The organism is Pedobacter antarcticus (genome assembly GCF_900112985.1).
GTDB lineage: Bacteria > Bacteroidota > Bacteroidia > Sphingobacteriales > Sphingobacteriaceae > Pedobacter > Pedobacter antarcticus.
Genome location: NZ_FONS01000014.1, coordinates 50607 through 73675 on the forward strand (window position 1 = coordinate 50607; position 23069 = coordinate 73675).

The window sequence follows — 23069 nt, forward strand, 5'->3', positions numbered from 1 at the left end:
GGGAATTAGTATTGTATTATCAAACTTTTGTTTTCAGGATCATCAGGATCCAGAGTTGGGCTAAACCTTGATTTGTTTTTCATAACAAGAGCATAGATGTGTGGCAAAATCAGCAGAACTGTTAGAGTAGACAGTAATAGTCCCCCAATTACGGCCTGACCGAGTGGCGCGACTTGGTCACCACCATCTCCCAGGCCAAGCGACATTGGAATCATTCCTGCAATCATCGCTAATGTGGTCATGATAATTGGCCTTAACCTGGAAGAGGCAGCAAGAAAGGAAGCTTGACGTGCCGACAATCCATATTTTAGACGATTGACCTCTGCCTGGTTGACCATTAATACAGCATTGGAAACGGAAACTCCGACCGACATAATGATTCCCATGTACGATTGTAAGTTTAATGTGCTTCCAGAAAGCAGTAGTAGTAGTAGACTTCCCCCAATTACAGCAGGGACCACAGATAGAATCAGTCCTGAAACGGCAAACGATTGATAGTATGCAGTCAGCATTAAAAAGATAACGACCATCGCTACCACCAGGCCGGTCTGAAGTCCTGAAAGGGTATCATCTAACAGTTGCATTAAACCCTCAGTGGATACTCTTACTCCACGTGGAGGTTCTCCTACATTTTTAATTGCTTCGGTTACCGCTTTTGAAGCGGCACCTAAGTCTGTTTGATAGGTATTTGCAAGCACGCTTACATACCTGTTTGGTCCCTGCCTGTTTACTTGCGCAGGCATCTTTACAGATCGCAGTTCAGCAACATCCTCGAGTACCGGTCGAGGCTGTCCAGCCTTTAAAGGCAACGCACGTAAATTCTCCAGAGATTGCATATCCGATTCAGGTATCTGTACCTGCACCTGGAAAACTAAACCCGATTTCGGATCTACCCATAGGTTTTTGTTTGTAAAACGCGTGGATGAAGTGGCCATAGTCATTGTTCTGGCTACATCTTCCATAGTTAAACCAAATTGAGCGGCCAGCTCCCGGTTTACGTTAATTTGAATTCCTGGGGTATTAACGGGTTCAGCAATACGAACGTCACGCAGAAATGGCATTTTTATTAGCTCTGCCTCCAATTTCTTTGCAAATTGCTCAGCAACTTTTAACTGGCTACCTGCGACCTTAAGCTGAATAGGCGTCATAGCCCCTTGGCTCATGATCTTTTCGACCATCTCAATAGGCTCAAAGTTTATCTTTAGCTTTGGCAATTGTTTACCAATTTCATTTCGGATATTTTCTTTTAGTAAGGTCATGGAACCTGTATAAAGATCCTGATCTACAGAGACCTGCAAGACAGATTCATGAGAGCCACTGGTAAATAGAAATATTGGGTTAATTGCCGTAGCTGAAGGCTGTAAACCTACATATGCAGATGTGATCTTTATCGCATTTCCAGGTAGCTGATCTGAAACAATTTTGGTTACCTTTTTTAGGTAATCCTCAGATTTCTCAAGCCTGGTGCCTTCTGGGGCAACAATCCTCATTTGCACATCGCCATTATTGCTTGCCGGTAGAATGTCGGTTCCTATAATTAGGCCTCCGGCAACTAGAATTGTAAGGGAAAGTAGTGTATATATACCAATAACTTTCCAGGTTCTGTTTTGGCTGTAACGGGTCAGTATTAGATATTTTCGTTTGAATTGCTCAAATCTGGTTAGTTTCTTTTTTTGAAAGCTTACTTTTTGATGGACAAGTAACTCAGGCTTCATTAGCCAGTTAGCCATAATCGGGACAAATGTTTGAGAAGCTATAAAGGATGCAATCATCGCAAATGCAACGGCTAGTGATAGTGGCATGAACATGTCCTTTGGTATCCCGCTCATCATAAATGAAGGGATCAGTACTGCCAGTATACAAAGAAGAATAAGAATTTTCGGAATGGAGATTTCCAAAAGAGCGTCTAAAATAGCCCGTTGCTTTGGCTTTTCCATTTCAAAATGCTGGTGGATATTTTCTATCGTTACCGTGGCCTCATCGACGAGTATACCGATTGACAATGCAAGTCCACTTAGGGTCATGACGTTTATGGTCTGTCCGAACAGATATAACATAATAACCGCCGAGAGTATGGCAATGGGTATGGTAAGTACCACAATCAGCGCCCCTCTTGAATCGCCTAAAAACAGGAAAATCATCAGGCCAGTTAAAACCGCCCCTAATATGCCTTCATGTATCAGGTTTTCTAAAGAACTTTCAATATAACCAGATTGATCAAAAACGTACTTGATATCAACATCCTCGGGCATGGCAGCTTTAAGTTTTGGAATTGCTGCTTTCAAATTCTCTACGACCTTTAGTGTAGAGGCATCGGCCTTTTTAATGACTGGCAAATAGACTGAGCGCTTACCATTTATAATGGCATAACCTGTTGTGACATCCGCTGCATCTTCTACAGAGGCTATATCTTTGACAAAAATGGTATTTGCCGAACTTGACTTTATTGGAATATTAAGAAAGTCTTCAGGTCCGGTAGCAATGGAGTTAACCGGGCTCATCAAATTTTGATCGCCAATCCTGATGTTTCCGGCAGGCGAAGGAAAATTGTTTTTTGCAATAGCCATAGTGACCTGCTCTGCAGAAAGTCCATATGACTGCATAAGGGTTGGATCAACCTTAACGACCATGGTTCTAACATTACCACCAAATGGTGCAGGCGCAGTTACCCCGGGAATAGTTACGAACATAGGCCTGATTTTAGTCATGGCGAGGTTTTGGAGTTCAGTAATGGACCGCTTAGGGCTTTCGAAGACCAGCTGACCAATTGGAAGAGAACTGCCATCAAACCGAACAACCTGAGGCGGAACTGCACCAGGGGGGAGGAACCCCATAGCTCTTGAAACCTGGGTCGAAACTTCTGCAGAGGCCTGGGCCATGTCAGTACCCGGATAGAAAGATAGTTTCATCAGGGTAAAACCCTGAACACTTTTAAAATCAATTTCGCTTACTCCGCTAACAAATATGAGTACCTTTTGAAACTCATTTGCCATAAATCCATCCATATATGCCGGCGTTAAGCCGCCATAGGGCATCGCTATATAGATAACAGGAAGTTCGACCTTTGGGAAAATATCAACATTGATATTGCGTATTGCTGTAAAGGAAAAATAAGTGATAGCTATAACAGCTACCATAATTGATAATGGCTTCTTTAATGCAAACCTGATCATATTCATAATGTTAGTTAAATTGAGTAGCCAAATAGTTGAAATTGCCAGATACTTCTGCTTGTGTAATCAGCAGATTCCACAAGACCTGCTGGGCCTCAATGAATTCCTTTTCGGCTATTTGCAGGAAAGATTGAATTTGTAGCAATTCTGTTAAGCTAATTAATCCGCCCTCATACCTAACCAGGTATAGATCGTAAGCCTTTCTTGATTCCTGTTCTGCCAACCTATTTTGAATCAGCTGTATTCTTTGTTGATTGATTCGTGAATTAACCGACGACAGGGCCGTTTCCATTTGCAGTTTTTGCATATCGTACTTAGCCTGCACTCCCTTAATGGTTTGCTTAACACGCCTTTTTCCTAATGAACTCGTGTAAATTCCGGAGATATTCCAGCTAAGTCCTAAGCCAATCAAGTAGTTGTTTGCATAATTGGAAAAGCCAGATGTAAGTCCCGGTGTCATGGATCCATCCGGATTGATACTATTTCCTCTTGTTGACAGCCCACCCAGAACTGAAAGTGAAGGAAATGCCTCCTTAGTAATTAAGGTTTCCTGCGTTTGCTCATAGGATATCTGGTCATTAATGACCTTTAGATAAGGATGAGTAATTGGCACCGAATCTGTTTTTAGATGCTGTATATCAGATTTAAGAAATCCATTTTCGGACAGGTTGAAGCTTTGCACCGGCACCACTTCAGTGAAATTAATCTTACTTGCATTTAATTTGCCAAGCCATTCCTGCTGATTGGCTGTTGCTTGTAAGAATGATGATGCCGCCAATGACGTATCTGCTCCGGGCTTTATACCTGCCCGCGCCAGGCTAGTAGTCACCTCCCTGATGTTATTTAGCCTAATAGCATTTGCCTGGGCCCATTGCAGGTTTGCTCTATTGTACAAGATATCAATGTATAACCTGGTTACTTTACTTTGTAAAGAAAGGCCGGTAGCTTGATAACCACTTTCTGCAGCCTGTACCTGATACTGAGCTGCTTCTACTGCACTGCGTTGCCGTCCAAACTCAAAAATTGTCCAGTCTACCAAGACTGACCCGAAAGTATTATAAACGTTATTTAAGTCTGGGTTCAAGATTGCATTGCTACCTGATACGTTAAAAACCCCAGGAACAGGGAAAAACGCTCCCGCACTGCCATTCAAGGTTCCAAAGGAACTTTGTGCTTGAAGCTGTACTTGTGGGAGAGCCTGACTTTGAGCTTCCTTTTTTCTGATTTTAAACTCTTCAATCAGATACTTTCGTTCGTGAAGACCAGGATAGTTATCATTTGCCTGTTCCCATGCCTCCTTTAAAGACAGGGTATGAATTTGCTGTGCCTGTGATGATTTACTCCATAGAATAAACAGCACAAGCGACATTTGAAGAAAATACTTCATCGCTAAGAATTGAAATTAGATATTGTCGAATTGATGTTTCGCTGATGTCAGCGTAAATAACAGCGGGCGCTGTTTTAAAACAATTCTATATCAGAAGAAGCCTGTTTTGTAAAAACAAAGGTAAATAAGACCAACGTAGCCATGAGTTTGGAACTGGGAGTACTGTTGGGGTTTTAAAACCAGTTAAAAGCGAAATTAGAAATTCCGGTAGAACGAAAAATAAAAGTGGAACCAATGCGACCGGTGAGGAGGCCTGCTTCAAAGACACCTGCTGATCCTCAAACCCTTGCCCTAATAACTTACAATTGATAGAGTTAAACTTCAAGCCCTGCTTTTGTATTAAACTTGCTTTAGAAGCTTTATTGAAACCCAGTGCTGTAGTAGCCCCGTCAGAAAAGAATGACTCTATCCCTTTTCTAATGGAACATGAGGATACCAAACACAAAATGACGAGCATACCTATAGACAAAGACTTGGCTGTCTTGCTATTGGAAAGGTCAAAAATATGTTGGAGTAATTTCTTCATCAAGCGCAAAAGTAGTGTTTTTTATTTATTGGCAAAAAGTACCGGATTTAATGCCGTTTAAGGATGGATAACAGACCAGCCTTGTTGTTGACGAATGATGACCTCACCATTACCACTAGGTACAAAATGAATAAAGTCATATAGTTCATCTTTTCCAATGTTACGTTCCCTTAGGGTATTTTCACATTGTGCCAGAAGCACACCTTTATTCCTTAATGTCATAAGCACTTCACGGTATTTTCCATCTTTTTTGAAAAGAACCACACCGTCACCAAATACAACCAGTTCGACCTCAAGTTTCCCCTTCAATCTGGGGTCATCCAATGCATTGTTAATGTTTCTTAGCGTTGCAGATATTCTTTTGTCTTCACCGTTGTTAAGGATATACAATACTTTATAATGGCTTTTAGTTGCCTTAGCGCCGCCAAAATGGATCACTTTACTTTGTCCTTTTGCTGGATTAATATAAAACAAACAAACTAGTACAGTGATTAAAAAAAAATATGGTCTCATGCGGTCATTGTTTTATAAAGACATCAAGGTATAGTTGTAAATATACCTTGATGTTTTGGAATGCGAACCTAATTGGATTAGTGCTTGCCGATAAATTCTTTGATTCGGTCACTTAAATCAAACACATTAGCATTTAGCTTATTTTCCAGTAAACTGCTTCCTGCAGCACTTCGATAGCCACCGGCGCAATGAACAACAATAGGCTTATTAGTTGGAATCTCGTTTGACCGGTTGCTCAGCTCTGGCAATGGGATATTGATTGAACCTTGGAAAGCAGGTTGGCTTTCAGCCTCTGGCTGATTTCGAATATCAACAACCGTATACGCCGAAGGGTGTTCCTTAAAATCTTCAAAGTCTAATTCAGCTGATTGTTCAGTTCCAAAATCCAGCACAAATGCCTCTTTGATAAATGGTTCATATCCAATTTTAGCGGTCCTTTCCTTCAAGAGTTTTAAAGCATTTTCGTTTTCTGCTGCAAGGTAGAATTTATCACCAGGGGCAACCAATGCACCTAACCATGTTTCAAATTTCTCACCATCCATGATGTTAATGGAATTTTTCAGGTGTTTCCTTTTATAGGCTGCAGAATTTCGTGTATCCACAATGGTTATGTGATTATCAAGTAGAGCTGCTTTTTTCAGATCATCAACTTTTTGCCCCACTATAACCTTATCCAAACTATTCTTTAATACAGGAGCGCCTGTTTTATTTAAATCAACGTTGTAAGGAAAATACTTTGGTATAAATGGTTGATCGGCAGTTAATTCTTTAATGAATTCAGACTCAGGCATATCCTGTAAAGACCAGTTTGTTGCTTTTTCAGCGCCAATAGAACTGCTACTAGCCTTGCTTAAGGCCTTTCCACACAATGTGCCAGCTCCGTGAGCGGGATATACAATTACGTCATCATCAAGCAACATCAGCTTGTTTCGAAGCGAGCTGTACATTTTTTTTGCAAGCTCTTCACGTTTCAAATCTAAATCTTCACCTTTTTCTCTCAGATCAGGTCTTCCACAATCGCCAATGAATAGCGTATCCCCCGTAAATACGGCTTTGTCTTCTCCCTGGTGTTCCAGGACAATAGAGATGCTGTCTGGAGAATGTCCAGGTGTATTCATTGGTTTAAATTTGACTTTGCCAACTTCAAGCACAGCACCTTCATCAAACGGTATAAAGGTATAGTCGGGATTCATCAATTTGCTCGCAAATATCTTTGCGCCGGTTTCCTGTTGAATCTGAAGGTGACTACTTACAAAGTCTGCATGTGGATGTGTTTCTATAACTCCGATAATTTTTGAAGCATGTCTATCTGCATAGTCATAATATGGCTTAGGATCGCGGGCAGGATCAATCAATACAACCTCACGCTGACACTCGCTCAAAACGGCATAACTGTAATGAGCAAGATTCTTATCTTCAAATTGTTCAATTTTCATGTTCTTCTGATTTGATATACAAATTTCTAACAATTACTTTTTCTATACGGTGATTTAAGTCACCAACCCTGATCCTTAGTGAGGAAGCCGATTTTTTATTACCCCATAAAGGTATGTCCCTGCTAATGCTCCAAATATTACAATCAACATTCCAAAATAGCCATGGCCAATATTTACGAACATTGGACCCGGGCAAGCGCCTGTTAGTGCCCAACCTAACCCAAAGATGGTCCCTCCCAGTATATATCTTGGAAAGCTTTTATCCTTATCTTGAAAAGCAATGGGATTACCTTTATAATCATTGATTTTAAACCGTTTAATGAGGAACACAGCAAGAGAACCTAATACTACAGCAGTCCCCATAAGCCCATACATGTGAAAAGATTGAAAACGGAACATTTCCTGAATACGAAACCATGAAATCGCCTCAGATTTACTCATTATTATGCCGAACAAAATGCCAGCTACTATAAATTTTAAAGACTTCATTTTTTTGAATTTTATAGATTAGAAGAGATATGGAAGTATTAAATAGGTTGTGGCAAGCCCACCAATAAAGAAACCGATAACTGCAATCAGAGATGGTACCTGCAGATTAGTTAAGCCTGAAATTGCATGGCCTGATGTACAACCACCTGCATAGCGGGCCCCAAATCCCACCAGTACGCCTCCAACTAACAGAATTAAAAAACCTTTTATTGAAAGTATTGCATCAAGACTGAATAATTGCGACGGATTTAGGCCACCTTCAAAACCTACCCCAATGGTCTTTAGATCAGCTATGGTAGCTTCTGAGAGTTGTAATGGTTGATCATTTTTTAAGAGTGTGGAAGAGATCACCCCGCCCAATACTGCACCAAATATGAATAGCAAGTTCCATTTTTGTGTAGTCCAGTCAAAGTCAAAAAATTTCACTTTCTTACCTGCACCAGCTATGGTACAAATCGTCCGCAGGTTGGAGGAAACACCAAACGATTTTCCAAAGTATAAAAGTAAAACCATGATAAAGGCAATGGCGGCACCAGAGGTATACCATGGCCACTGTTGTTTGAGTAGTTCTAGCATATGTTGTATGATTAATTTAAGTTAACTTGTTAATTGAACAAATTTCGGAAGATTCAGGCCCTTATAACGGTGACTTCTGTCACTCAACAGATTAAAATCCTTCAGCCTTTAGTGTAAAAGTTCCTTTATCAAGATAAAGCCACCCATGATTAGAACAAACCAGCCAAATCCCCTCTTTAGTTTTGATCCGTCAACCTTTTTACTTAAAAATATTCCAAAAAAGAGCCCGGCCAGCGCTATTCCGGTAACTTTAAATAAAAAGAGCCAGTCAATTTGAAAGTGTCCCAGGTCACCTGTAAAACCTACTAAGGAATTCATGGCGATAATCATTAAGGACGTTCCAACAGCCTCTTTCATTGGCAAGCCCAGCAGAATCACAAGAGTAGGTATAAGTAAGAAGCCACCGCCTGCCCCCAGAAGTCCCGTAGCAAAACCAATTCCTACACCATAAATCAATAGCCTCAGCGTATGTCCCGAATAGGCAGGAGATTTTGTTTCTATGATTGCTTTATCCTTGATCATGGAGAAGGAAGCTACTAGCATTAGTAGCGCAAAAAGCACCATGGTCATCATATTTAAGGTAACCTGAAAGCCACCAATAGAAAACAATTGTGTAGGTAAGATAGGGACTAAGAACTTCCTTATAACAAATACGGTGATTATTGAAGATAGACCAAATAACAGGGCGGTTCTGATGCTGACCAGATTATTCCTGAAGTTTTGATATGCACCTACCAAACTTGTTGTACCTACAATAAACAAGGAGTAGGATGTGGCAAGAAGGGGATTAACGCCAAAAAGATATACCATTACAGGGACTGTGAGAATTGACCCACCACCACCAATAAGTCCGAGCGATATACCAATTAATGCAGAAGCGAAATAAGCAATGATTTCCATATTGTAAAGTGTAGTACAAATATGGGCTGTAAAACATACCAGAATGGTGACTTGAGTCACACTGGAGCTTATTTGAGATATTCGATGTAGCTGCGATGAAGGATAACCTTTTTTTGCTGTTCCATTTTCTTTAGAAGACGGGAAATTACCTCTCTTGAGGAATTTAAATCATTTGCAATCTGGCTATGTGTTAGCATTAATGCCCTCGTATTGAGATCATGATGTTGCTTTTCAAGGTAGAATTCTAGTCTTTCGTCCATCGCTTTAAAAGATATATGATCAATAACAACTAGTAATTCTTCAAATCTTGATCTATAGGTTTCTAAAACAAAGTAGTACCACGTCTTATAATTTTTCATTAGTTCGTCCATCAGCGTAGTAGGAACTGCCAGGACAGTAGTTTTATCTACTGCACTTGCCTTGATTTCACTAGTTTGTTGCTTTGTAGAGCAAATCATAGACAGCGCACAAGCGCCTCCAGGATGAATATAATACATAAAGAATTCACTCCCATCCTCACCTTCACGGTACAGTTTAACCAATCCCTCAACGACCAGCATTGTAAAACGCATGTTCTGCCCGGTATTCATCAATAAATCACCTTCATTGAATTCTTTCAAAAAGGCATTATCAATTAGCGTTTCAATTAACCGCGCTTCAAACTGAGGAAAGGATGCAAGTAAGTATTGTTTGATTAGGCTCTGATCCATGCGTGTAAGTATCTAATAAACCAAAATTGCTGATTAATATTCACTTATGAGATTGAATGTAAATATTATTAGTCAATGGAGCTAAGTATCTGTTTAAGAATATCAAGGTCTTGCATTGATGGAGATCAGCATAATTATTTTATTCAACATGTGATGAACTGATAGTAAACATATTATCTAAATGGTTACTAATTCCTTGACTTGGTTTAGGCGTATAATAGGGAACATTCTAACTAAAAGCGAATCAAAAACCCGTCTCATTATACATCAAAAAACGGTCGTGGCTGTTGCACAATGGCTACATTTTCTGAAACCTCGACCCGTAAGATGATTTATTCAGCCATTAGGAGAATTTTTACTGATTAGCTAGGATAGTGGAAAATGCAAGTAAGTGCCGCTGCAAGGTGTCTATAACGGCTTCAAAGAAGGCTTGGGAAGGCTTTCTTCCCCCTTTCTTCAGGTATTTTTTTAAATTGAAGGCAATTGCAGCCATGAGCATGACTTTATGGGCACCGGCTTGACCCAGTACACCTATTTTTCTTAAACCATAGTAATGAGTCAAACTACCAAAGACAGGTTCTACTGTGCTTTGCCGCAGTTTTTTCATTTGCCTGCCTCTTTTACTATGTTGTCTGCTAAAAGCTCTGAGGTACTGTTCGTCATAAATTGTCCTGATAATCTGTCTCCATGTTTTATTTGGCACACAGGTGGATTTCATCGGACATGTTTTACAATCCTTCGTTGCTGTCCGGTAGATTTTCAACACTGTTCCATCCTGGTTTGTATGAAAGCCTTTGAAGGGTAAAGGCTTGTTCATTGGACAATGATATTCATCTTTTTCTTTGTTATATGGAAAGCCTTCGATCTCTGGCTTATACTTTCCAAATACTGGTATCCAACCAGTAATTCCTCTTTGTTCCAGGAAATTGTAATTGGAGCCATTGGAGTAACCTGCATCTGCAAGCAGATCCGTCATTACCATTTCGTTTTTCTTTAATCGGTTTTGTACCTGCATGCTAATGGCAGGTAAGTATTGGCTGTCCCTGCCATCGGCAAAGTCTGCTTGGATATGTGAGATTACACCTTCTGCGGTGTCCACCGCCATACTGCAATGATAGTTCAGCTTTCTGGCTTTGCCAGGCTTCACTGATATGCGGGCGTCTGGATCGTGCGGATTGTAATACGTCTTATTGCTAAGTAGCTGTGCTTTTTCATGTGCTGCTCCTGGTGCCCCAACTGGATTGTCAAGCAAATTTTGCTGGTGTTTTTTTACTCGCCTTAAATGATGCTCCGGTGCAGTAATTTGCACTGAAGTAGGTGGATCATTCTTTTTTTTACCTTCCTGATTCTCTTCCTCCACTTTTTTCAAGTGGTTGTCTATGGAAGAAGCTGGTACTTTTAACACCACACTTTCCATAGATGCATTTGCTTTAATGGGCGCTGAATCTACTGCTTGAGTATGGCCAGATACCATTCCGCTGTTTACACAAAGGGTAAACACTTTGTTGAACAATGTTTCAAACAGGGAGGCCGGGTATAGCTGCCTGGTTCTGCTTATGGTAGAATGCCAAGGCAGCTCTTCATCTATATCAAAGCCCAGAAAGTACAATACGTCCATTCGCATGGAGCAATGCTCTACCAATTTGCGGTCAGAAGTTACGTTCTCAAGGTAACCAGTCAGCAGTAGCTTAAAAAAGACTACGGGGTCAATAGATGGGTTGCCAGTTTTGCCATAAAGTTCTTTTGTTTCTTTGTATAAAAAGCTCAGATCAAGCGTTTCGCGGAGTTTGCGGTACAGGTTTTCCTTGGGAACCCGGCTCGAGAGCTGGAAGCTGAACAGCTTTTCAGTATAGTCCTTTCTGCCTTGCATGCTTTAATTTACGCATTTCAGCAATTTTATAAAAGCAAAATCTGCATTTATTCGAGTTGTGCAACAGCCACGGTCGTTTCTTGGAATGTTAGGAACAAACTTTTTATGATTTCGTTTTGGCCAAATTCATGAATTCGTTTTAGCCGTTACAGTTTTGAGGGACACCTGTAACGGCTAAATCACCAATGAAAAATCTCCTGGTATATTGAATTAGAAAATGAGGGTTTAATAGATATGCCACGTGATTAATTACAACAGCTATTTCCTTCCTGAATTGGTGGACATGGGACAGTAGCATAACTGCAAAACACACAACAATCCCCAAAATGAGGTTTTAATTGAGTTTTACAGCTTTCGCATTCATAAAAGTACTGACAAGCATCCGTTGGCATTACCTCTTCTTTTTTATACCCACACGAAGGACAGGTGATGGTAGAATTTAATTGAATTTCTTTAGTCATCTTATTGCGTTTTAATACTTGTTACCTGGTAGCCGGTTTTGTTTATTTGGGACTTTAAACTGTCTACTGAAACCTTTTTAGGGTCATAACTTACCTTTGTCTCAGACTTTTCATAGGAGGTTGAGCTTTTTGCAACACCAGAAACTTTAGAAAGTGCCCCGTCAATGTGGGCGGTACAACTGGCACATGTCATCCCTTTAACTAAAAAATTAACTGATTTCAGATTACTTTGCTGTTGGACAATAGTGGATTGTACAGGAGTTTCATACAATGCAGATGTATAATAAGGGAAAGCAAGCAGTAGCCCCGAAAATAGAGTAATGATCAGTAATGCTTGTTTAGATTTCCTAAAAGTATTACGCTCACACCCACAGTTTTCTTTTTTCTGTGATTTTCCAGATAACTGTTGATACCAGGCAAAAGCAAGAACGATTACGGTGATTCCGATGAAATATGGGCGCGTAGGTTCTACCCACGAAAAGGAAGAAGCCACGCCAAACGTTCCTGTAATAAGGGCAATCACTGGGGTGATGCAACATAATGATGCTGCAAATGCAGACAATAATCCTACGCCAACTAACCCTGACCTTTCTTTTGTTTTCATATTTGTTCTGTTTGGAGATTTGAGGCTGTAATATGGATAAGTAAAGGTTTTAATAATTCGATATGCATGAGGTCTATGGAGTAAAAAATGGTTTGTGCCACTTTGCGGGTCTTAATAATTCTTCCATCCTTCATTTTACGTAGATGTTGAGAAACTGCAGAGATGCTCATGCTTAAAATATCGGCCAGATCACAAGGGCATAGTTCACCCTCTATCTTTAAAAGAAAAAGAATTTTAAGCCTTACTTCGTTTCCAGCGAGGGCTAGGATACTACTTAACCCTGTCAAAGTTGTTTGATTAGCCTGTAAAAGTTCTTTACACCCTTTTATCTGGCATGAATCGGCTAATACCCGTATACAGCTTTCCTGACTTTCCATGATGCAAAAATATATTTATTTAAGTATTTTAGCAAATACTTAAATAATAGCTTTATATCTTTAAATGCACTAATGGTCTTGTACTCCTTAAGAAGAGAAGTTGCCTCTTCATATTGTTTGTAATAAACATTGTTTTTCCTGCCTATGTTCCAGCCTTTGATCAACAAGGTAATTGCGGCATTGAGTTGTTCAAGTTTTTTGTGTTTCACCGTATTTAGACAGTTGAATGTATTTGCTATTGATTTTAATACTACATTGCCAGAACTCAATACATTTATTACTGGGGAATGGGCATGGATAAATATAGATGTTCCATTAACATATTCGCAGCAAATTGGGAGCAAACAACAAGGTGGCTTTGCTGATTTCGTACAGCCAATAATAAAAAGAAATATTCTAGGTTGGCAAAATGCCACAATCAATCTTGCTTGCCGCCTTGAGTATGTGGATTGGAATGTTGGAAGATTTAATGAAACTGATGAAAATATTGGAGATGAGTTATGGAGCATAATGCCGGGTCTAAGCTTCAGACCAAGGCCTCAAACTGTTCTAAGGGCAAATTATAGAATTCAAAGTCAAAAAGATTTATTAGTGAACCCACCGAGTCGAACTGCCGCAATACAATTCGCAACACGTCCATTCGCATAGAGTAATGCTCTACCAGCTTGCGGTCAGGGGTATGATTCTCCAGGCAACCTGTCAGCAGTAGTTTGAAAAAGACGACCGGGTCATTTGAAGGATTGCCGGTCTTGCAGTAAAGTTCCTTTGTGTGTAATATAAAAAGCTCAGATCAAGCGTTTCGCGGAGTCTCGGTACGGGTTTTCTTTAGGAACCCGGTTCGATAGCTGATAAACAGGTCTTCTGTATAATCCTGTCTGCTTTGTATGCCTTTAATTTCGGCATTTTTATAAAAGCAAAATTTAACATTATTAGAGTTGTGCAACAGCCACGATTAAACCCTTATTCAGCTAATACGTTAAACATTATAACATTAAGTAAACTGCCATTGAATAGTAGGCTTGCCCAGATTTGAAAGTTGGCATTCTATATAATTAAAAAGCCTCAACGATTTGTTGAGGCTTTTTTCTTAAACTTGATTACGTTTTTGAAAACAAAAAGAGGCTTTATCAAGCATTACATACCAAATATACGATATATTTGGCTATATATTATATGAATTACAATAAACTTGAATATTTTGTTTCACAGCAGCGTTTAGATAGGTTTTTAAATGTCTGTGGAAATTCTAAAGTGAAAGCCCAAAAGCTATATAGAATCAATTTGAGAATAGCTCAAGCAGCTTATCCGATACTAAGTCTATTTGAAATATTTTTCAGAAATGCCGTTTACAATCATGTATCAGCATACTTTGTAGATCCAAATTGGATTTTGCATGAAAAAACAGGTTTTATGGCACATCCTAGCTTAAAACGGTCCAACTTTTATTTAAAGAAATGTATTCAAAATGCTGAAACCTCTATGATCCGTAAGGGTCGAGTTGTAACAACTGGACATGTCTTAGCAGAGCAAACATTTGGCTTTTGGACCAGTTTATTTGAGCCACATCATTATAAATTAATTGGAGGTTCTCCGATTAAATGTTTTGTTAACAAACCTCCAACTATAAATCGAAGTGCTATTGCAATTAAACTCGACTCCATAAGAGCCTTTAGAAATCGAATTTATCATAATGAACCAATCTGTTTTCTAAACAATACCATTGACTTTACACATGTCGAAAACATAATACAATCTATCTATGAGCTAACAGATTGGATGGACCAGGATTTAAAAGAATACATTGAATATTTTGACAACGTCAAAACAAAAATTAAAGATGGAAAAGGCCTTTAATACCTCTTTACTTCCATTTTAATTTAAGCCACAATTGCATAAAGAGAACTCTCTTCGGGCGCTGCAATATATCAGGATATTATTTTAAATTCATACGCTGTATACGCACTGCATTCAAGATCGCCAATAAAGCAACTCCAACATCTGCAATTACAGCTTCCCATAAGTTAGCCACACCACCAGCGCCTAATCCTAATACAATAACCTTTACAACCATTGCCATGGTTATATTCTGCCATACAATGTGCCTTGTAATCTTACCTGCTTTAATAGCAGAAACAATTCTGGAAGGCTGGTCATTTTGAATCACAACATCGGCGGTTTCGATAGTAGCGTCACTCCCAAGTCCCCCCATAGCAATCCCTACATCAGCCAAAGCAATTACCGGAGCATCATTAACCCCATCGCCTGCAAAGGCAATACGTAATCCCTGGTCTTTTAATCCCTGAACCTTGTTCACTTTATCTTCAGGCAGTAAATCACCATAGGCTGCATCAATACCTAATTCTTTAGCCACCTCATCTACTACAGCTTGTTTATCTCCGGAGAGCATAACTGTTTTAATATTCAGGCGGTGCATTTGTTTTATCGCCTCTGCTGCATCCTCTTTGATCTCGTCAGCAATGGTAATGTATCCAACATAAACATCGTTTACAGCAACTACGATTATGGTGTAAGCAATCCTTTCAATTTCTTCTGGGTATACTATTTTAAATTTCTTTAGTAATTTGAGGTTACCTACAAGGACTTTCTTCTCTTCTACAATACCCTTTAAACCATGTCCGGGAATCTCTTCCACATCAGTGGCGGTGATATTACCAAGCAGATTACCTGCATAATCAACAACCGCTTTTCCAACCGGGTGAGTCGAGTTTATTTCTAACGCAGCAGTAATTCTTACTAATTCCTCTTCGCCAATTTCTTTGGCGACTACCTGTTGGACTTTAAACACGCCCTTAGTTAGCGTACCGGTTTTATCCATAACAACGGTATTGACTTGTGTCATCACATCAAGAAAATTACCGCCTTTAAAAAGGATACCATTTCTAGAAGCAAGGCCAATTCCACCAAAATACCCCAAGGGAATGGATACCACCAAGGCACATGGGCAACTGATTACAAGGAATACCAAACCTCTGTAAAGCCAATCGTTGAAAATATAATCACTTACAAAAAAGAATGGAAGAAGGACTAAAGCTAAAGCCAGGAAAAACACAATCGGTGTATAGATTTTCGCAAACCGGGAAATAAAAAGCTGTGTTTTTGACTTACGGGCAGTGGCATCCTGAACCATTTCCAAGATTTTACTGAGCTTACTATCCTTAAACAGCGAACTCACTTGTACTTCAGAAACTGTATTCAAATTAACCATTCCAGCAAAAACCAGATCAGCTTTGTATTTCGTATCAGGCTTACTTTCTCCTGTTAATGCTGCTGTATTAAAAGAAGCAGAATCAGACTTTAAAACTCCATCTAGAGCGACCTTTTCTCCTGGTTTTATTTGTATGGTTTCCCCTAACTTAACATCCAAAGGGTTTACAGTTTGGGGAACACCATCTCTTATAACCGTTACTATATCTGGTCGAATATCAAGCAAGGCTTTGATATTCCGCTTTGCACGATTAACAGCAGCGTCCTGAAACCATTCACCAATTTGATAGAATACCATTACTGCCACTCCCTCACTGTATTCTCCAATATAAAAAGCGCCCAGTGTGGCAACGGACATTAACACAAACTCGTTAAAAAAATCACCCCTTATTGCCTTTCTGTAGGCAAGATTTAACACGCCCCTTCCAGCAAGAACATAAGCAACCGCATTCACAATAAAGCCTGTCAGGTTATTAAGCTTGTAGCCAAAACCAAACTCCGCCACGAGTTCGATAACTAAAATGAGTAAGGCCAGCAACAAATCCCAATGGGCAACTATACTATTTTCGTTTTTCTCATCAATACTATTATTGTGGCCATCACCTTGCAAGTTTTCCTGCAGGTCAGGTTGAACTATTTTAGTTTGTTCTTCCAATTCTAATTTTTTTTTTACTTCCATTGTTTTTTATACAAAAAGCTCTCCAGGCCACGCAATACTATTGCATAGTCTATTTTAAACATTTTCCTTTTAAAACCACATTAATTTCATCTGATACAAATCCATGTGATCTATTCTCCCTCTTATATCGCTGCCAACATAAGATTAATCTTATTACCCAGGCCACTATAAACGCTGAAAAGAAACCCCCATATCAAAGCTTCATTTTATTATATGAAGATGAAACTTATTAACGGCTATTCTTGTTATATAATAATTACCAATATATAAAAAATTAATTATGACATCAGGAAATCAAGAACAGCCAGAAAAAGATCAGCATCCAGAGCATCACGAGCACAAGGAGCACCATGTACATCCCGAACACCATGAGGGACCGGGACACAAAAACGAACCAGAACACCACGATGAGCCGGAACATCATCAGGAACAGGAACATCACAAGGAATCGGAGCACCATACTAAAAAGCCCTGATATGCAACAATGCTCCACACGGGGCATTGTTATTAATGTTATTGCAATGCTTAAATTTTAAAGAATTAACGACCTCAATAAACAGCCAAAGCATTATTGTTTTATAGTTATTAAACGAATAAGAATTGCTCCTGCGTTAGCTATTCCAGATTATTAAGTTTAGTTCTTGTAAGACGAATATCCTCATGATTTGACTACGTATTCAATTTTTACAAGCTCTTTGAAGCGTGGCTGACGGCTTAATACTGACTGACTTTTATCTGCCGCTCAGCACCACAAATTGGTTTGTAAGGTTGTCTGTCGCCCCTTACGGTGGGCCTACTACAGATTAAAGGAGTTATAACATTAAACCAATAATGTTCTAAACGTTTTAAGAAATAACATTTTAGATCAACCCGCCCATTTGCCACTTTTTTCAAATACCTGATAGTAAAATAATAAATAGCCAAAATAACGCATCCTGAGATCAGTATTTTAGTGCGGAGTTCTTCGTCTCCATTAGTCAGCTGAGGATATTCAAATAAGAGAATAACCAAAATTCCGGCAGGTTCCGGGGCTGTTTGCGGCCATTATATTCGCCCTGGTGATTGCCAGTGCTACGCCCTCATCACCAGTAACTGCCAAAAGTGCCAGAGCAAATAAAACACCCGCAGACCTGAAAAAAGATGAAGAAACTGCGGTAGCTGCTGTTGTAACCATCAGTATTTCTTTTGGGTATTGGTAGCTATATTGGTTACAGCAGCGATTGTAGGCATCATTGCTCGTTAGGGGATCTATCCTTATTATCTTTTAAATTGTTTTTATATACACTGCTTAAATCTAAAACTATGTTATACAATGTAAAAAGTTTGGTTGGCTTCCATATTGGGGCTACCGACGGCGAAATCGGAAAAGTGGAAGACTTTTATTTTGATGATGAAACCTGGACAATACGTTACCTGGTCGTAAAAACAGGGGGCTGGCTATCCGGCCGTAAAGTACTTATTTCTCCGTCGGCCGTAAATCAACCTGATTGGGAAAATGAGATCTTCCCGGTTAATCTTACCCAGGAACAGATAAAAAACAGTCCCGATATCGACACGGATAAGCCCGTCTCCCGCCAGCAGGAGATCGAATTGTACAGTCATTATGCCTGGCCGTACTACGGAATTGGCGGGGTAGGTTTTTACGGTGGTATGGGCATGACCGGTATGACCGAAACCAGGACGCCACTGGAAGAAAGCATAGCTGCATCAAACCCTGATCAGCAAACAGGTGATCCGCACCTGCGCAGTACCAGTGAAGTTAAGGGCTACCAGATCCATGCTACCGATGGCGAAATCGGCGAGGTAGAGGACTTTGTTATGGATGACAACAGCTGGACGCTGCGCTTTATGGTTGTGGATACCGGAAACTGGTTTCCCGGAAAAAAGGTTTTAATATCACCCAGATGGCTCACGGATATACAATGGTCAAATTCGGCTGTGTATTTGGATCTTCCGGTAGATGCCGTAAAAAACAGCCCTGAATATGACCTCTTTAAACCAATACCGGAAGTTTACGAAACTGATCTTTATACCTATTATGGAAAAACTTTTTAATTGCTCTCGCTTTCTATAACTTTTGGATCGGCCAGTTCGGTTGGCATTTGCATAGAAGCTTGCAGTACGCTTTCTTCTTCGCTCTGGTCTGCGGGGGTATACAGGATATAAAAGGCATATTCCCCCTTCTTTTTTTCATCAGAAGCTGAAACACTGCTCTTTGCCAGGCTGGTTATATTGGTTTCGACGATATGTGCATCCTTATTGTCGGCCATCCATTCGTTTATTTCTGATTGCAGGGCTTTTATTGGGCGCAGCAAAGATCTGGATCTTGTTCATGGCGGAAATATTCTGTTGTAAATTTTTTAAATAATTTAAAAAAAAATGCAGGCTGACCTACATTTTAAAACTTAAGCTGCCATTTTCCGGCATTCCTCTGCGCATTCCCTACAGGCTTTGGCACATTCCTGGCAATGTTCAGTCTGGTGCTGTCCGCACCGCATTCCATGCCGCATTTTTCGCACAGTTCTGCGCATATATGGCAAAGCGCTTTGGCATGATCGCTACCCAGGCTCATTATTGGTGCGGCCGATTGGTATACAAGTTTTATTTACTAATTTCATGTCAATAGACTTAATCAGATATTTCGTTTAGCCTTTTTATAACTGCCGGATTTGTATAAGTTGAGCAACGTTTGTTTGTACAGCAAAATCAGGTAGAAAAGTAATTTATACAATATTAGTTACTGCCATATCTTTCTTATTGCCAAGAAAAGATTACCTATTTGCTGAAGCAAGGCACCGGTTTTGATAACCCTTCAGTTCTTCAGGGCAACAATAGCAGATATTTTTGCAGGCACCTACCCAGGCAACGGAATATGTCGAAGGTTTGCTGACCCTTCGAATAAAGTAGTTTTATTTTGCAGGTTGGTATTTTAGGATAGTCAGTCGCTTCTTCGCTTCGAGCCGTTTTCATCAGGCAGATGTTGCTTGGGAACTGAATATTTCCAGCAAAGACAAAGAATTTTCTACAGTGAAGTCGAACAGATTTTTGTACTTTTACTATTATTTACTGGCACTATAATTAAACTGAAATTTATGAATTGTCCATCCTGTACGAAATCTTATTAATGACCGATAGGCAAGGTATCGAAATTGATTACTGCCCTAAATGCCGCGGCGTATGGCTCGACAAAGGCGAGCTTGACAAAATAATCGAAAAATCACTTGAACAGGAAACACCTGTCCAAAATCAACAAACGCCTAATCAGCAAAATCCAAATTACAACAACCCTTATAATCCGGGTGGATATAGTGACGGCGGTCATCACGGTAGTTATAACAAACATGGGCGAAGGGGTTTCTTAGGAAACTTGTTCGATTTTTAGGCGAACTGAGGTTGATCCATTATAGCTATACTAAGAGATAATGTGCTTATTAATGATATTAATAAATCGGAGCAAACGAAGCCGTACGATTGATCAAATCTTTGGATATAGCCAATATGAAGCCTGGGTTGACAGAACGCCAAGACCAGCTTCCGCTACAACATCGCTAAGCCAGTGCCGGTTTATTGTACATCCTCAAAACGGCAACAGCAGCAGCGGCGGTATAGCCTGATACCGTGTACCATACCGATTGTTCGCCGTATTCCCGCCGAAGGAATTCTGCCGAAGCAAATGCTTCAGCAGCATGGCCGGAAGGGAAGGCATTTGGAGTGCCGTCAGGCCTGGTCACGGCTGTGATCCGCTTTATGCTTTGGGTAGTTCCGTTTAAGATGATGTTGGACAATAAATAAATGCCGCTCTGATCAATCAGGCTGTTTTTCCCTTGAAACCCAAGCCGTTTAAAACGAATACCGCTGCTCCAGGAGCAAATTGCAGGTAATCATCCACGATGAACTGGCGGTGTGGATGTTCACTGTAGAATTCGTGCCTGGCCTCCTGTTCAAGTCGGGTGAGCGCATTGTTGTCCAATTTTATAAATCCATAAGTCAGAGCTGCCCCCCGGAATGATAATAGCTGATAGAGGAATGGGGGTATTTAATTCCTGCAGGACAATTTTATCATGAACGCTTGAAGTATCGGATTGTACAGGTATAGTAATCGACAGCCTGAAGTGCAAAAGTGCTTCCCGAAAATAATATCGGTAGTATATATAAAAAACATTGGAGGCAGCCTTTCATTTCTGTAATTTTAAACCACCATTTTTGAACAGATAATAGGCCGTCTGATAGTAGGATATCGCCTCATTAGTTACCTCTCCTGAAAATTTATGGGGCGTCTGTTCATTTGTTGATGGATTGTACAGGTATGTTTCCAGCTTTCTTCCTGGACTTAGGATCACCAGACTGTCGCCTTTCATGTATCCCAGTTTCTGATAGGTACCTAGTAAGGTACGGGGCGTATACTTTTTATCAAGAATGTTTTTGCCATAGTTGTTATTTACGTATGACCAGTTCAGTAGAGAAAAAAGCGTTGGATAAAGGTCTATCTGGGAACACATTTTGTCAATACGGGCCGGTACTGCACCGGACATATTAAAAACCAAAGCCGGAATATGGTATTTTGCAATGTCAATCTCATTCTTTCCGGCACTGCCAGCGCAATGGTCGGCTACAAAAATAAAAACGGTGTTTGCATACCAGGGTTTTGTTTTGGCCAGTGCAAGAAATCTGCCTATCGCATAATCAGTATATTTTACCGCACCTTCCCTGCCTGTACCTGAAGGAATATCAATTTTGTTTTTGGGATAAGTAAACGGGCGATGGTTGGATGTAGTCATCACAAAATTATAAAAAGGCTGTTTGGATGCAAATCCAGTATCGGCATCCCTGATTACTGCAGCAAAGAGATCCTCGTCGCAAATGCCCCAGGCGTTCTCAAAACTCACCTGTTTGTCTGTAAGAATCGTTCTGGTAGTTTTGTAATTATCCCCTATGGACAAATTCCTGCCCCTGTCAACAATATTAAATCCATTACTGCCGAAGTACTGATTCATGTTGTCAAAATATCCATCCCCGCCATAAAAAAAAGTAGTTCGGTATCCCTTAGTCCTGAAAATGCTTCCGATAGTAGTCAGTTCTTCATTATTCTTTCTTCTGACAATACTATTTCCTGGAGTGGGGGGTACAGCTAGGGAAAGTGCTTCCATTCCGCGGACTGTTCTTGTTCCGGTAGCGTACATGTTGGTGAATAATAGGCTTTGATCTGCAAGAGAGTCTAGTACGGGTGTCAGCTTTTGGCCATTGCCAAATTTTCCCATAAATTCTGCGCTGAAACTTTCCAGTACCACCATGACCACATTTGGGGTTTTAGCTTCACTGGAACCAGTGATCTGCCTTGTTATCTCTAGCGGATCAGCACTAGCTGACGAGCGGGATTCCCGAAGGCTTATTTTCATGGTGGCAAAAGCCCTTTTTATCTCCATTAACGGATAAAACTGGTCAAAGTTCAGTTCATTGTTTTTAAAAGCAGCCACAAATGAGAAAATACCTGCTTTAGAGAGTTCATTCTGATACCTGTTTCTGCTTTTTTCCGCCCAGGAGTTCTCGGTTTTCCATAAGAGCAGGAATGCTGCCGAGCAGATCAGAGGAGTGATGAATAGCCGTTTCACAAAGCGTGTTTCTGATTTAAAGCTGTTGACAAAATTTTGCCTTATTAGTATTAACACTGTTAGCGTAATGGTCAATACCCCGCCAAATAGGAGCGGCAAAGGGTAGGATTCGTTGATGTTGTTGATAACTTCATATGTATAGATCAGGTAATCCACCGCGATAAAATTAAAACGGCTTTCAAACTCCCGCCAGAATGTATATTCTGCGAAAAAGGAAAATATTGTAATGAGAATCATTAGAAAAACCATAAAATAGGTTGCGATCTTATTGAATACAGTTCTGTTCCAGCGCTGGGGTAACAGCAGTAGATATATTGAATAGGGAATAGTGAAACACAATGCTACCGTAAGATCAAAAACAAACCCCTTGGCAATAACTCCAAGAATGTTTAAACTATCTAAGTCTGCCTGAACTACTGAAATCGATAAAAACAGTACTCTCAAACACAATGAAGCCAAGAGGAAAAATGATAGAAAGGAAAAGAGAACGATATACCTGCTATTAAGAAAGTTTTGCATATGTAATAATTATAA

The 23069-nt window shown here is 40.0% G+C and carries 24 protein-coding genes; 5 read left to right on the top strand and 19 right to left on the bottom strand.

The annotated features are described in order from the left end of the window. Positions 1-5 precede the first annotated feature (5 nt). The 13 genes from BM192_RS19020 to BM192_RS19080 all read right to left on the bottom strand — a co-directional run bounded on the left by BM192_RS19020 (position 6) and on the right by BM192_RS19080 (position 13022). Positions 6-3179: an efflux RND transporter permease subunit gene (locus tag BM192_RS19020; RefSeq protein WP_037443541.1), complete on the bottom strand. Its 3174-nt coding sequence runs from the start codon at positions 3177-3179 to the stop codon at positions 6-8. Between the two features lie 4 nt (positions 3180-3183). Then, positions 3184-4560, bottom strand: a complete 1377-nt coding sequence (locus tag BM192_RS19025) for a TolC family protein (RefSeq protein ID WP_083401144.1) — start codon at positions 4558-4560, stop codon at positions 3184-3186. 85 nt (positions 4561-4645) lie between these two features. Then, positions 4646-5086: a hypothetical protein gene (locus tag BM192_RS19030; protein ID WP_037440944.1), complete on the bottom strand. Its 441-nt coding sequence runs from the start codon at positions 5084-5086 to the stop codon at positions 4646-4648. Between the two features lie 57 nt (positions 5087-5143). Then, complete coding sequence (locus tag BM192_RS19035) at positions 5144-5599, bottom strand: DsrE family protein (RefSeq protein WP_074964090.1); 456 nt, start codon at positions 5597-5599, stop codon at positions 5144-5146. A gap of 77 nt (positions 5600-5676) precedes the next feature. Further along, positions 5677-7035, bottom strand: a complete 1359-nt coding sequence (locus tag BM192_RS19040) for an MBL fold metallo-hydrolase (protein ID WP_037440940.1) — start codon at positions 7033-7035, stop codon at positions 5677-5679. A gap of 75 nt (positions 7036-7110) precedes the next feature. Further along, on the bottom strand, positions 7111-7524 hold the full coding sequence (locus BM192_RS19045) for a DUF6691 family protein (protein ID WP_037440937.1): 414 nt from the start codon (positions 7522-7524) through the stop codon (positions 7111-7113). 18 nt (positions 7525-7542) lie between these two features. Then, a complete protein-coding gene (locus BM192_RS19050; protein WP_037440934.1) occupies positions 7543-8100 on the bottom strand; it encodes a YeeE/YedE family protein in 558 nt (185 codons plus the stop codon). Between the two features lie 108 nt (positions 8101-8208). Then, entirely contained in the window at positions 8209-9000 is a 792-nt protein-coding gene (locus BM192_RS19055) for a sulfite exporter TauE/SafE family protein (protein WP_037440931.1), read from the bottom strand. A gap of 68 nt (positions 9001-9068) precedes the next feature. Continuing rightward, positions 9069-9710: a Crp/Fnr family transcriptional regulator gene (locus BM192_RS19060; protein ID WP_051759900.1), complete on the bottom strand. Its 642-nt coding sequence runs from the start codon at positions 9708-9710 to the stop codon at positions 9069-9071. A 355-nt stretch (positions 9711-10065) separates the two neighbouring features. Then, complete coding sequence (locus BM192_RS19065) at positions 10066-11580, bottom strand: IS1182 family transposase (protein WP_074964091.1); 1515 nt, start codon at positions 11578-11580, stop codon at positions 10066-10068. A 245-nt stretch (positions 11581-11825) separates the two neighbouring features. Then, positions 11826-12041 (bottom strand): GDCCVxC domain-containing (seleno)protein, encoded by a 216-nt coding sequence (locus BM192_RS21305; RefSeq protein ID WP_074964092.1) that lies wholly within the window; start codon positions 12039-12041, stop codon positions 11826-11828. A 1-nt stretch (position 12042) separates the two neighbouring features. After that, complete coding sequence (gene merTP / locus BM192_RS19075; protein WP_037440929.1) at positions 12043-12645, bottom strand: mercuric transport protein MerTP; 603 nt, start codon at positions 12643-12645, stop codon at positions 12043-12045. After that, positions 12642-13022 carry an ArsR/SmtB family transcription factor gene (locus BM192_RS19080; RefSeq protein ID WP_037440927.1) on the bottom strand — a complete coding sequence of 127 codons (381 nt, stop codon included), beginning with the start codon at positions 13020-13022 and terminating at the stop codon, positions 12642-12644. Before BM192_RS19080 ends, merTP begins: the two co-directional genes overlap by 4 nt. Positions 13023-13178: 156 nt before the next feature. On the opposite strand from BM192_RS19080, the gene BM192_RS19085 reads away from it, so the two are divergent. Together BM192_RS19085 and BM192_RS19090 are read left to right on the top strand one after the other, a co-directional pair. Next, positions 13179-13670: a hypothetical protein gene (locus tag BM192_RS19085; RefSeq protein ID WP_139218465.1), complete on the top strand. Its 492-nt coding sequence runs from the start codon at positions 13179-13181 to the stop codon at positions 13668-13670. Positions 13671-14195: 525 nt separating this feature from the next. After that, positions 14196-14876, top strand: coding sequence for an Abi family protein (locus BM192_RS19090; protein ID WP_037440925.1), 681 nt, complete (start codon positions 14196-14198; stop codon positions 14874-14876). Positions 14877-14955: 79 nt separating this feature from the next. On the opposite strand, the gene BM192_RS19095 is transcribed toward BM192_RS19090, so the two are convergent. Beyond that, entirely contained in the window at positions 14956-16926 is a 1971-nt protein-coding gene (locus tag BM192_RS19095) for a heavy metal translocating P-type ATPase (protein ID WP_037440923.1), read from the bottom strand. Positions 16927-17206: 280 nt separating this feature from the next. Here BM192_RS19095 and BM192_RS19100 point away from each other — a divergent pair, with 280 nt between their 5' ends. Continuing rightward, entirely contained in the window at positions 17207-17401 is a 195-nt protein-coding gene (locus BM192_RS19100) for a hypothetical protein (RefSeq protein ID WP_074964093.1), read from the top strand. 516 nt (positions 17402-17917) lie between these two features. On the opposite strand, the gene BM192_RS19105 is transcribed toward BM192_RS19100, so the two are convergent. Continuing rightward, a complete protein-coding gene (locus BM192_RS19105; RefSeq protein ID WP_037441733.1) occupies positions 17918-18100 on the bottom strand; it encodes a hypothetical protein in 183 nt (60 codons plus the stop codon). A gap of 128 nt (positions 18101-18228) precedes the next feature. Here BM192_RS19105 and BM192_RS19110 point away from each other — a divergent pair, with 128 nt between their 5' ends. Continuing rightward, complete coding sequence (locus BM192_RS19110; protein WP_074964094.1) at positions 18229-18981, top strand: PRC-barrel domain-containing protein; 753 nt, start codon at positions 18229-18231, stop codon at positions 18979-18981. Here the strand turns inward: BM192_RS19110 and BM192_RS19115 are convergent. Together BM192_RS19115 and BM192_RS21380 are read right to left on the bottom strand one after the other, a co-directional pair. After that, positions 18978-19196 carry a hypothetical protein gene (locus BM192_RS19115; protein WP_139218466.1) on the bottom strand — a complete coding sequence of 73 codons (219 nt, stop codon included), beginning with the start codon at positions 19194-19196 and terminating at the stop codon, positions 18978-18980. The two genes, BM192_RS19110 and BM192_RS19115, sit on opposite strands and share 4 nt — an antisense overlap. Before the next feature lie 135 nt (positions 19197-19331). Continuing rightward, complete coding sequence (locus BM192_RS21380; RefSeq protein ID WP_201771389.1) at positions 19332-19457, bottom strand: four-helix bundle copper-binding protein; 126 nt, start codon at positions 19455-19457, stop codon at positions 19332-19334. A 593-nt stretch (positions 19458-20050) separates the two neighbouring features. Here BM192_RS21380 and BM192_RS19125 point away from each other — a divergent pair. Further along, positions 20051-20308, top strand: a complete 258-nt coding sequence (locus BM192_RS19125; RefSeq protein WP_037441737.1) for a TFIIB-type zinc ribbon-containing protein — start codon at positions 20051-20053, stop codon at positions 20306-20308. A gap of 166 nt (positions 20309-20474) precedes the next feature. Here the strand turns inward: BM192_RS19125 and BM192_RS19130 are convergent, their stop codons facing one another. Next, a complete protein-coding gene (locus BM192_RS19130) occupies positions 20475-20711 on the bottom strand; it encodes a phosphatase PAP2 family protein (RefSeq protein ID WP_051759951.1) in 237 nt (78 codons plus the stop codon). A gap of 390 nt (positions 20712-21101) precedes the next feature. Continuing rightward, entirely contained in the window at positions 21102-23054 is a 1953-nt protein-coding gene (locus tag BM192_RS19135) for an LTA synthase family protein (protein WP_074964095.1), read from the bottom strand. Between the last annotated feature and the right edge of the window lie 15 nt (positions 23055-23069).